Source organism: Parasediminibacterium sp. HNIBRBA5674, assembly GCF_056745525.1.
In genome coordinates, this window is sequence record NZ_JBQWIE010000006.1 from 15,964 (window position 1) to 27,917 (window position 11,954).

9 protein-coding genes are annotated in these 11,954 nt (G+C 37.2%); 5 read left to right on the forward strand and 4 right to left on the reverse strand.

Features of this window, described 5'->3' with window-relative positions; genetic code table 11:
• Positions 1-25: 25 nt before the first annotated feature.
• The 4 genes from ACT9TX_RS04490 to ACT9TX_RS04505 form a co-directional block, all read right to left on the reverse strand.
• A complete protein-coding gene (locus tag ACT9TX_RS04490) occupies positions 26-937 on the reverse strand; it encodes a S66 peptidase family protein (RefSeq protein ID WP_481337022.1) in 912 nt (303 codons plus the stop codon).
• Entirely contained in the window at positions 934-1,413 is a 480-nt protein-coding gene (locus ACT9TX_RS04495; RefSeq protein WP_481337023.1) for a PIN domain-containing protein, read from the reverse strand. Before ACT9TX_RS04495 ends, ACT9TX_RS04490 begins: the two co-directional genes overlap by 4 nt.
• The gene (locus ACT9TX_RS04500) at positions 1,380-1,592 is read right to left on the reverse strand and encodes a hypothetical protein (protein WP_481337025.1); all 213 of its coding nucleotides are present in this window, start codon (positions 1,590-1,592) and stop codon (positions 1,380-1,382) included. Before ACT9TX_RS04500 ends, ACT9TX_RS04495 begins: the two co-directional genes overlap by 34 nt.
• Positions 1,593-1,711: 119 nt before the next feature.
• Positions 1,712-2,758, reverse strand: a complete 1,047-nt coding sequence (locus ACT9TX_RS04505) for a S66 peptidase family protein (RefSeq protein WP_481337026.1) — start codon at positions 2,756-2,758, stop codon at positions 1,712-1,714.
• 417 nt (positions 2,759-3,175) lie between these two features.
• Here ACT9TX_RS04505 and ACT9TX_RS04510 point away from each other — a divergent pair, with 417 nt between their 5' ends.
• From ACT9TX_RS04510 to ACT9TX_RS04530, 5 genes are all read left to right on the forward strand, one after another.
• Positions 3,176-3,559 (forward strand): helix-turn-helix domain-containing protein, encoded by a 384-nt coding sequence (locus ACT9TX_RS04510; protein WP_481337027.1) that lies wholly within the window; start codon positions 3,176-3,178, stop codon positions 3,557-3,559.
• A 133-nt stretch (positions 3,560-3,692) separates the two neighbouring features.
• On the forward strand, positions 3,693-6,359 hold the full coding sequence (gene metG / locus ACT9TX_RS04515) for a methionine--tRNA ligase subunit beta (RefSeq protein WP_481337028.1): 2,667 nt from the start codon (positions 3,693-3,695) through the stop codon (positions 6,357-6,359).
• The gene (locus ACT9TX_RS04520; protein WP_481337029.1) at positions 6,337-7,842 is read left to right on the forward strand and encodes a hypothetical protein; all 1,506 of its coding nucleotides are present in this window, start codon (positions 6,337-6,339) and stop codon (positions 7,840-7,842) included. Before metG ends, ACT9TX_RS04520 begins: the two co-directional genes overlap by 23 nt.
• 123 nt (positions 7,843-7,965) lie before the next feature.
• Positions 7,966-10,350: a 3-hydroxyacyl-CoA dehydrogenase/enoyl-CoA hydratase family protein gene (locus tag ACT9TX_RS04525; RefSeq protein ID WP_481337030.1), complete on the forward strand. Its 2,385-nt coding sequence runs from the start codon at positions 7,966-7,968 to the stop codon at positions 10,348-10,350.
• A 459-nt stretch (positions 10,351-10,809) separates the two neighbouring features.
• On the forward strand, positions 10,810-11,922 hold the full coding sequence (locus ACT9TX_RS04530; RefSeq protein WP_481337031.1) for a redoxin family protein: 1,113 nt from the start codon (positions 10,810-10,812) through the stop codon (positions 11,920-11,922).
• Positions 11,923-11,954 lie beyond the last annotated feature (32 nt).

An 11,954-nucleotide genomic window follows, 5' to 3' on the forward strand; every position in this document is an offset into this window, starting at 1 on the left:
TTTGAAGTAAAGAGTAGCAATTATCTTACCAAATTTCTTTTAAGGTTACACCAGTTTTCGTCACTTTTAATTCGTGGTTCACCCCTACTTTCAATGCTACATTTTCTACACTATGACTCACAGGAAAATCGTAACAAACAGGAAACTTATAATCTTTTACATGTTGGTTAATGAGGTTATAAACATCTGTACCAAAAGGTATTGCGGTATCTTTTAAATCGGTAAAGCCACCAATAATTAAACCATTCAAATGTTTAAATAATTCAGCACGTTCTAGCTGAATCAACATTCTATCAATATTATACAAATACTCACCTACATCTTCTAAAAACAAAATTTTATGCCTTGTTTTATAGCTGCTGTGGCTGCCAATTAAATGCGCTATAATAGTTAAATTACCGCCTATTAAATCGCCTTCACCTTTCCCTATTTTATTCAAAGGATGACTGCTGCTATTATAATCAGAAGTTTCACCAGCCAATGCATTTTTTAAAGAAGCGATGTATTCATTTTCAAAACCGCCATCATTAAAAGCAACAGCCATAGGTGCATGCATTGTTGCTATTTGATAATGCTGGTAAATATGTGCATGCAGCACTGTAATATCGCTAAAGCCAATAATCCATTTAGGGTTTTTCTTAAATTTCTGAAAGTCTAAATCGTCAATAATTCTACTCAATCCATAACCGCCTCTTGCACACAAAATGGCTTTTACGCTGCTATCGTTCAGCATTTGTTGCAAGTCTTGTGTACGTTGCTTGTCTGTACCACTAAAATAATTGAATTGGTTACCCAAAGTGCTACCAACTTTCACTCGATAACCCCAACTTTCTAACGTTTTAATGCAAGTTTCAGCATTTACCGCAGGCATATAACCGCTAGGGCACACAATGCCAATGGTGTCACCTTTTTTTAAGTATGGAGGAATGGTAATCATATAAGACCGTTAATGATGAGCTGTAATTGTTTAGTTGAAATAGCATTGTTGAACCCTTTTTTAGCCAATGCGCGTTTTAGTTTATTATCCCCTGTCCAAAATAAAGCCTCTAATGCTAGACTAAAGGCAATATAAATCGTATCTTTCTCATCAATATCTTTTGTTAATAAACAAGCCTTTTCTAAATGCGCTACTTCTATTATGTCGTCAGAAAATATTAACAATTGCTGCCTTAGTGCTTGAAACAATGCAGTGAAAGTAGGTGTTGAAATTTTAGCTGCAGCAATAATTCTAGATTGATGTAATTCTATTTCTTGTACAATAAATTCTGGAGCAACAAAATCAATTGCGTCGTTATCATTAAATAGTAAAAAAGGAATGGCACCATTAGGATTAATAATGGCACTTATCAAAATATTGGCATCTACAACTACCGTCATTTTTAGAGCTTCCTTTTCTGTTTCAACTTTTGCCAAGCAGATGCTGTAACGTCTTTAGCCAAAACATTAATATTTTTCTGCGATACCTGAGCAGCAGTAGTAGCGTTTAACTCTAAAAATTCAATGTAGCTTTTTATCTGCTTAATGCCTTTAGCACCAACATTTGCAGAAAAGGAAATCGTAATCTTATTTGCTTGTTTTGCCTCAATTGTCATAACCATTGTTTTAACATATAACTAGATAAAAGTAAGTCACTTTTATTTAAAAATCGTCATCACTAACTATTAATGCTTGTTAAACCTTCCAAGTATTACCATTGAAGAAAAGATACCCATTAAAAAGACTGTAAAATACAGCCTTCTTGTGTAACATTCAACTCATGCACCACACCACATTTTAACGCATAATTATTACGCTGATGGCCCACTGGAAAATTGAAGCAGACAGGATAATGATAGCCTTGTAATTTTTCTTTTATTATTTCGTAAACAGCTTTACCAAATGGCTCGCCACCAACATCTTCTTTTACCTTAAAACCGCCAATAATTAAGCCTGCCAAATGCTTTAGCTTGCCGCTGCGCTGCAAATTCCAAAACATTCTATCGATGCTGTACAAATATTCACCTGTATCTTCTACAAATAATATTTTACCAGCCGTATCAATATCAGATGCACTGGCAGCAAGGCTTTCAAGCGTTTTTAAATTACCACCTACCAATACACCTTTTGCTTTGCCCAATACATTTTCTGCTGTTGGTATGGCATTGTACACCATTGGCGTGCCTAGTAAAGCATCTTTAATAGAAAGAATAGTTGCTTTTTGGTCAGCATCTGCTAGCGACCAATCATCAGGAAAACTATTACACATTTTTGAGTGAATAGTGGCTACTTGGTATTGCTTATGTATATGCGAATGCAACACCGTAATATCGCTGAAACCAATTACCCATTTAGGGTGCTTACGAAAGTTTGTAAAATCAATTTTATCGATAATTCTTACAGCACCATAACCGCCTCTTGCGCACATAATAGCTTTTACAGAATGGTCATCTATCATGGCCTGAAAGTCTTGCAAACGCTCTGCATCTGTACCACCGTAGGTAAAATCTCTTTTGCCAATAGTACTACCAATTTTTACTTGAAAGCCCCAACTAGTTATTTGTGCAACTGCTGGTTCAATATCTTTTAAAGTAATGTAGCCAGCAGGGCTTGTAATGCCAATGGTATCGCCAGGTTTTAAGTAAGGCGGTATTATTAATTTGGGATTTGAATCTCGATACTTATCGGCATGAGATGTATTATGTTTAGCACCAGTTTGCGCCATTGCATTGGCTGCAATTGTTGCGGGTAAAATGGTAGAGAGAAAATGCTTGCGATTCATGTAAAAGGTATTTCACGAATTAAATTAAATTACACGAATTACACGAATTAATTTATTGACGCAAATTGATGGCATCAATTGATAACAGAAAGCAAGCTGCTACTTCCAACCAACCCAAAAACGGTAACATATACCCGTTGAAGGCTTTTATAGCACAATGTAGGCTTGCTATTAACAGCAGTACAATGCCATAACTATGTAAACAATTATTTGTTTAATAATAGCAAAATTTTATTTAGTAGTAACAATAAAAAATGTAGTAGTAACAATATTTTGTATAGTTTAAAAGAAAGTTTATATAGTTTAAAATATAGTTTGTGTAGTTTAAAATATAGTTTGTATAATTTGAAACAAAAAATATTACATTTTAAGAAACTTATAGGCATTTACTAGTACTTTAGCCTAAAAAATACACATATGCCGCGCCGTGAACCAAGAAAACTAAGAAATGTAGCCAACGAGCAATTGCAATTTTACCCACAACGCATGTGGGCAGCAAGAGGTATTATTCACCCAACGGCATGGGCGGTAAAATTGGGCTTTCAAACCAATACCGCTAGCAATATTGTACATGCACGTATTGGCAGCCTTAAATGGGAGCATTTTGAAACCCTCTGTACAGCCCTTAACTGTACCCCTAACGATTTGTTTAGATTTGTAAACAAGCACAACAATTTGCCCGAAGGGCACGAATTGCTAAAACTACAAAGGGAAGAAACCGTACAAAACATACAAGAACAATTGCAACATTTAAGTACAGAAAAATTAGCTGCTTTACAAGCGTTTTTGAAGAGTACTTGAGATGTAAGATTAGCTGCAGGCAATTACATACTTTTGCGCTCTTCGTTTGGCTGCATAGCGAACAGAACGTACAAGTTGTCAGCCTGAGGCGGAACGAAGTTTAATATTAAGAACTAAAAGAGGCAATACTAAAATGGATAATACAATTGACAATAACACCCCTTTAGGGGTTGGGGGCAATACACCAAAAAGATACTTGATTACAGCGGCTTTGCCTTATGCTAATGGTTTAAAACATATTGGTCATTTGGCAGGCGCTTATTTACCTGCGGATATTTATGTACGCTACTTAAAAGCGCGAAAACGTGATGTGGTTTTTGTGTGCGGTAGCGACGAACATGGCACGGCTATTCCTATTCAGGCCATGAAAGAAGGCACCACTGCACAGGCTATTATAGATAAATATCACCCAATTATTGAGCAGAATTTTAAAGATTTGGGTATTCAATTTGATATCTATCACCGCACTTCTGCCCCTTTACACCACGAAACGGCGCAAGAGTTTTTTAAGGTTTTAAATGATAATAACGACCTTGAAATAAAGGAAAGTGAACAGTATTATGACGAAGCAACCAACACTTTCTTAGCCGATAGATATATAAAAGGTACTTGCCCTGTATGTGCTAATCCTAATGCTTTTGGTGACCAATGCGAGAAATGTGGCACATCGTTGAGTCCTGATCAATTGATAAATCCTGTAAGTACCCTTAGCGGTAATCAGCCTGTAAAAAAAGCAACGAAACACTGGTATTTACCGCTAGACCGTCACGAAGATTTTTTACGTGAATGGATTTTAGAAGAACATAAAAATGATTGGCGAGCTAGTGTGGTGGGCCAATGTAAAAGCTGGATTGATGGTGGTTTGCAAGCAAGAGCCGTAACGAGAGATTTAGATTGGGGTATAAAAGTACCTGTAGCCCCCCCACCCCCCAAAGGTGGGATTTCAGAAGGCCAAGATGGCGAGAATGATTATGGATATATGACTGCGGATCCTATGATTTATTCCTTGCTTAAGCAGTTTGTAAATGAGCATCGTAGTAACCCAACAGAAGCTGAAAAAGTTTTGTGGGAAATGTTAAGAGGTAAAAAACTGGAAGATTATAAGTTTAGAAGACAGTACATCATTGGAAGTTTTATAGCAGATTTTGTTTGCTTGTCACATAAATTAATTATTGAAGTAGATGGCAACATACACCAATTGCCAGAGAATATAATTAGCGATAAAGAACGAACCAAAGAACTGAACAAACTTGGTTTCGAGGTCATTAGGTTTAGCAACAACGAAGTCTTGTTCGAAACGGAAAAAGTGCTTGCATTCATCTCTGAAAAGCTCAAGGAAAATGCCTTCAGTGAGGGTGCTGCACAAATCCCCCCTTTGGGGGGCGGGGGGGCTGGCAAAGTGCTATATGTGTGGTTTGATGCGCCAATTGGCTACATCAGCGCTACCAAACAATGGGCAAAAGATAATGACAAAGATTGGCATCCTTACTGGAATGATAAAGACACCAAACTGGTACATTTTATTGGTAAAGACAATATCGTTTTCCATTGCATTATTTTTCCGGTAATGCTGAAACTGCACGGCAATATTTTACCAACTAACGTACCAGCCAATGAGTTTATGAACTTAGAAGGCGACAAGATGAGTACGAGCCGTGGTTGGAGCATTGAAATGGATGACTACATTAACGATTGGATTAAGCCAGAAAATGGTGGTGAAAGTATGGCTGATGTATTGCGCTATTACTTAACCCAAATTGCCCCAGAAAGTAAGGATAGTGAGTTTACCTGGAAAGGTTTTCAAGATGCGAATAACAGCGAGCTTGTAAGCATTTTTGGCAACTTTGTAAATAGAACTTTTGTGCTGATGCACAAGCTGTGCAAAGGCAAAGTACCTGCGTTTCATAATGATATTATAGACGATAAAGACAAGCAACTGATTGTAGATATTAAAACTGTTACCGCAAAAATTGAAGCTTTATTAGAAGGTTATAAATTTAGAGATGCGTTGTTTGAAGTGATTGATTTGGCGAGAAAAGGGAACAAATATTTACAAGAAAAAGAGCCTTGGAAAAAAGTGCCAAAAGATGGCAGCTTACCATTAATTCCTGACCAACAGCAGATTGATAATTGCATGCATTTGTGCTTGCAATTAACAGCCAACTTAGCTATTTTAATACATCCGTTCTTACCATTTACGGCTAAGAAATTGTGCCACATGATGAAGGTAGTAGATAGAATGCTTGAATGGGAAAATGCAGGCAATATTAACTTACTAAAAGTTGGTTACAGCCTACGTGAACCACAGCTATTGTTTAGAAAAATAGAGAACGAAGAGATAGAAGCACAATTAGAAAAATTAAAAAATAAAACAGCCCCCCTACCCCAAAAAGGGGGGATTGAAGAAATCTCAAAATCTAAAACAATGATTGACAATGAAACAGCTAGCCAGAATCCCCCTTTGGGGGTCAAGGGGGCTATAGTATTTGATGATTTTGCTAAAATAGACCTACGTGTAGGCACAATTGTAAGCGCTGACAAGGTTGAAAAAGCTGACAAGTTGTTAAAGCTCTCAGTTGATTTAGGTTTTGAAACTAGAACCATTGTTTCTGGTATTGCCTTGCACTTTAAACCAGAAGAAGTGGTGGGTAAACAAGTGACTGTGGTAGTAAATCTTGCACCAAGAAAAATGCGTGGCATTGAAAGTAACGGTATGATTTTAATGGCTGAAGACAACCATGGCAAATTGCATTTTGTAAACCCTGAGAGTGAAATAAATGCAGGTGCAGGTGTTAGCTAAAAAAATAACAACTTTCTTCATACAGCAGCCTTTGCTGTATGTATTATTACTTTGGGTGAGTGTAATAGCCATTACCTCACCCAATTTTAATAGACCATTATCTAAGCACCACGAGTTCAATCCTTCGCTAGTATTAATTTGTATCGAGAATTGGCAAGCTATTGGCGGCCCACAGCACACACACTTTACACCACTCATTAACTATCAAAATAGCACCGATAAATTACCCGGTTTTTCAACTGATAAGCACAACCAATTTGTAAATGTTTCATTTGGCAACTTGTGGTATTTAGCCCCTTACTATTTTCATCAATTGTTTCATCTTAAGTCTACGGCTGCTTCTTTACAGCTTTACAACCTATTACTGCTGCTTATTTCATTGCTTTTGGTAAATAGAATAAGTCAGATTATTAGTAGTAGTGCACAACAACCTGTTTTACAATTATTAATACCATTGCTTTATGCCACAAGCCCTGTAGTAAGTTGGTTTTGCACCAATGGCTATGTACATGAAGTGGCAGTTTTACCATTTTACTTTTGTGCATTGCTACTGCTTTATAACATTTTTTCGCAGCCATCAATTACTATAACCAAACTTTTAGCATTAAGTACGTTGGTGTTTCTTGGTACTTTAAACGATTGGTTATTTGCACCGCTTTGCGCAGTTACAAGTTTGTATGCCATCTATCTTTTTGTTAAGACAAAAAAAGCGACTTGGCTAGCAATAGTATTCGCTTGTAGTGTTGCCTTTATAGCCGCAATTGCTACCATTTTATATTGCTATTCATTACAAATGGGTTGGCAAGAACTGGTAAATGTATCAGTCAATAGATGGCAAGAAAGAGGACTAACAACAAGTGTTTCAGCGATTGAAATAGCTAAATCATTAGGTCTTAATTATCTCATGAACTATGCAGGGCTACTATTAATACTCATTGGCATTTGCAGTAAAAAAATAAGAGTATCAATAACCAATTTTTTGAAAAACAAAAGTCTGTCATTCTTTTTGATTATCAGCTTCTGCATTGGTTTTATGCATCAACTAATGTTTTTACAGTTTAGCTATATACACGATTATTCGGTGCTTAAATTGGCTTTACCATTGAGCATTTTTTCAAGCTTAATCATTATTCAGTTTAAGCAAACAATAAGATGGGTAATTGTTAGTTGTGTACTCATTAGCGCAATAGCTACCTATTATTACATCAATAGACCAGGTCAAGTTGCCCAAAATGGTGACCAATACAGCTACTTACAAACTTTAGGAAAAAATATTAGCCAAACAGTTGCTAACGATGAAATATTGGTAATTAAAGATTTGGTAATGATGCCACAAATTATGTACTACACAAAACGCAATTACCTCTCTTTTGAAAATGAAACGAGTTGTAAAACCTACATGGCTAAATATGGCTTTAAAAAAGCTTGCTTCATTACCTTAAATAACTGGCAAATTCAATCAGCCACACATATTCAATTGTAATATCAACTCACATTCAAGTACATTTCAAAAATGTTAAGTTTTATTTTTTCTAAAAATAGTTGCATAGCTAACTATTTTTTATTTTAGCTTTGAAACTTCTAAATTAAAATAATCTCTTGCTATATGAAACGTTCTATTAAAAAAGTAGCTGTTCTTGGTAGTGGTGTAATGGGTAGCCGTATTGCTTGCCATTTTGCAGGCATTGGTGTACATGTATTATTGCTTGATATAGTAGCTAAAGGTGCAGAAGAAAGTACTAAACCTGCCGAAAGAAACAAACTTGTAAACGATGCTTTAGCAGCAGCTATTAAAAGTAACCCTAGCCCAGTATTTACTAAAGATGTGGTTAAAAAAATTACCACTGGCAACTTCGATGATAACCTTAAAGAAATTGCTACCGTTGATTGGATTATTGAGGTAGTGGTAGAACGTTTAGATATTAAACACCTCATTTACGAGAAAGTAGAAAAATTCCGCAAGCCCGGCACTTTAGTTACTTCTAATACGTCTGGCATTCCTATTCATTTACTAAGCCAAGGCAGAAGCGACGATTTTAAAAAGAACTTTTGTGGCTCACACTTTTTCAATCCACCACGCTATTTAAAGCTATTAGAAGTTATTCCTACACCTGACACCGACCCTTCTGTGGTTGATTTTCTAATGCACTATGGCGATTTGTATTTGGGTAAAACAACCGTGCTTTGTAAAGACACACCTGCTTTTATTGCCAATCGTATTGGCGTATTTAGCATCATGAGTATTTTTCACATTATGGATAGCTTGGGGCTTTCTATAGATGATATTGATGCATTAACTGGCCCTATCATTGGCCGTCCTAAGTCTGCAACGTTTCGCACAGCCGATGTTGTAGGTATTGATACTTTGGTAAAAGTGGCAAAAGGCGTAGCTGATAATTGCCCTAATGATGAAGCAAAAGCCATTTTTGCAATTCCATCTTGGCTTGAAAGTGTTTTGGCTAACAACTGGCTTGGCGATAAAACTGGTCAAGGCTTTTTCAAGAAAATGCCCCCAACCCCTGAAGGGGGGAAAAAAGATATTCATGTTTTGAACTTAAAAACACTGGAATATCAACCTCGTACAAAGTCAAAATTTGCCACACTTGAAGCAGCAAAACCTGTAGAAAATTTGCAGCAACGCTTAAAAATAGCCGCTTCTGGTACAGATAAAGCTGGCGAATTTTACCGTCAATTTCACTACGCATTATTCTCATACATTTCTCACCGCATACCAGAAATTAGCGACGAATTGTATCGCATAGATGATGCCATGATGGCTGGCTTTGGTTGGGAAATAGGTGCATTCGAATCATGGGATGTTTTAGGCGTAGCCAAAACCGTTGAAGCGATGAAAGCCAATGGTGTTAAGGTTGCTGCTTGGGTAGATGAGATGTTGGCTAGCGACGCTACTTCTTTTTACAAAGTAGAAAATGGTAAGCGCTTGTATTACGATGTAACTAGCAAAACTTACTTAGCAATACCTGGCGGCGATGCATTTTTGGTGTTGAAAAACAACAGCGATAAGCTTGTTTGGAAAAGCAGTGCTTGCAAATTGTACGATATTGGTAACGATGTACTTGGCCTTGAATGGAGCACCAAAATGAACAGCATTGGCGGCGAAGTTTTAGAAGGTGTACAAAAAGCCATTGCCATTGCAGAAGATAAATACAAGGGCTTAGTAATTGCTAATGACGGACCTAATTTTAGTGCTGGTGCTAATGTGGGCATGATTTTCATGTATGCCATTGAGCAAGAATACGACGAGCTTGATTTTGCTATTCGTCAGTTTCAAAACACCATGATGCGTGTGCGTTATTCATCTGTGCCTGTGGTTACAGCACCGCATGGCCTTGCACTTGGTGGTGGCTGCGAAATGAACTTACATGCTGATAAAGTGTGTGCTGCCGCAGAAACCTATATTGGCTTGGTAGAATTGGGTGTGGGCTTAATTCCTGGTGGTGGCGGTACTAAAGAGTTTGTATTACGTGCCTCTGATGAATTGCATGAAGACGAGCCTGATACCAACACACTTAAAAAACGCTTCTTCGATATTGCCACGGCTAAAGTGGCTACTTCTGCACACGAAGCTTTCGATATGGGTATTTTGCGCAAAGGCCACGATGAACTGGTAATGAACAGCAACCGCAGAATTGCCGAAGCCAAAAAGTCTGTGATAGAAATATACGATGCTGGCTACGTAACCCCTACACAACGTACCGATATTAAAGTGCTTGGCCGCTTAGGTTTGGGTGCTATGTTGGCTGGTATTAATGGTATGCAACGTGGTGGTTACGCCACAGAACACGATGCCTTAATTGCCCGCAAGCTTGCGTACGTCATGTGTGGCGGCGATTTAAGCGAAATGACTTTGGTAAGCGAGCAATATTTGCTAGACCTTGAACGTGAAACTTTCTTATCGCTTTGTGGCGAGCGCAAAACCCTTGAACGTATACAAAGCGTACTTAAAAGCGGCAAGCCTGTTCGTAATTAAAAGTTCATCACACCAATTAGAGCGAATTTCACGAATAGCTAAAACACCTTCTGCCTGTGGCAGAAGGTGTTTTATTATTGGTTTATCAGCAGTGGTAATACTATTCAGCACCATAGGCGTCGCACACTGCGTCTATATAACTTTCTTGAGCTTTTATCGCATTGAGTGGTATTATGTAAATCACTTTCTAATATTTTATCAATACACACCTGCAAAGCCCAAATACACCATGAAATAATACTTTGCACAAGTGTTTTGCCCTACTTCACTTTGAAAAAACGCTTTACACACATGCAAAGCCCAAATACACTATAAAATAATGCTTTGCACAAGTATTTTGCACTAGTTTATAATAAAAAGACGTTCCTAAAACAGTATTTTATTATCACATTATCACATCATAGAATCATCAAATTAGTATCATCGCATTAGCCCTACCTTCGCAAAAATTTATTTTTAATGAAACAATTTTTTCTATCAATTGCTATAGTGGCGGCTTTTACAGCTTGCAACAAAGGCAAAAACAGTTATACCATTACGGGTAAGCTTACCAATTTAAAATCAGGTGATGCAGTGATTCTTCAAAAATGGGCTAAAGAAGATAAAAGCGATACTGCAATTGTAGATAAAGATGGCAAGTTTACATTTACAGGTAGTGTGGCAGAACCTACACCTGCATCGTTGGTATTACTAAACACAAAGCAGGGTGTTCAATCGCCTACTATTTTATTTTTAGAAAAAGGTTCTATAACTATTGAAGGCTCTACAGAAGGCACAAACGGCCTTACAGTAACTGGTGGTACTAGCAATCAAGAAAACAACACCATACAAAACATTCTTAAAAGCTATTACCAGCAAATAAAACCTTTGGGGGATTCTTTACAAGCCAAAATGGCTAATAAAGACACCACCAATATACAGACACTAGAAGCTAGATACATGCAACTAGAACAAGGGCAAAACAACGATGTGATGCGTTTTATTCAAACAAACACCAAAAGCCATGTTGCTGCGTTTTACGCCTTTTTATTTTTCAATAATTCTAATAATGCAGTAGCTATTGATGGTGTGTATAGCAAGCTAGACAAAACAGTTCAGAGCAGTTATTTTGGCACAAAACTTAAAGAAATTAGCGACCGCATTAAAGCAGCCGATGTTATTGGCAAGCCTGCACCTGATTTTACCCTACAAACACCCGATAATAAATCGGTAAGTTTATCATCACTGAAAGGGAAATACGTATTGGTAGATTTTTGGGCTAGTTGGTGTGGCCCTTGCAGAAAAGAAAACCCAAATGTTGTAAAAGCCTACAATCAATTTAAAGACAAAAACTTCACCATTTTAGGCGTTAGTTTAGATGAAGATAAAGCTGCATGGCAAGCTGCTATAGCAAAAGATAAATTGACTTGGACGCATGTAAGCGACTTAAAAGGCTGGCAAAGTAGCGTGGTTGCACCTTATAATATAGAAGCAATTCCTGCTAATTTTCTGCTAGATAAAGACGGTAAAATAATAGCAAAAAACTTACGAGGCGAAGATTTAATAAGTACACTCAGTAGCATTATTAAGTAGTATAAAAAAGGGAAGCAATTGTTGCTTCCCTT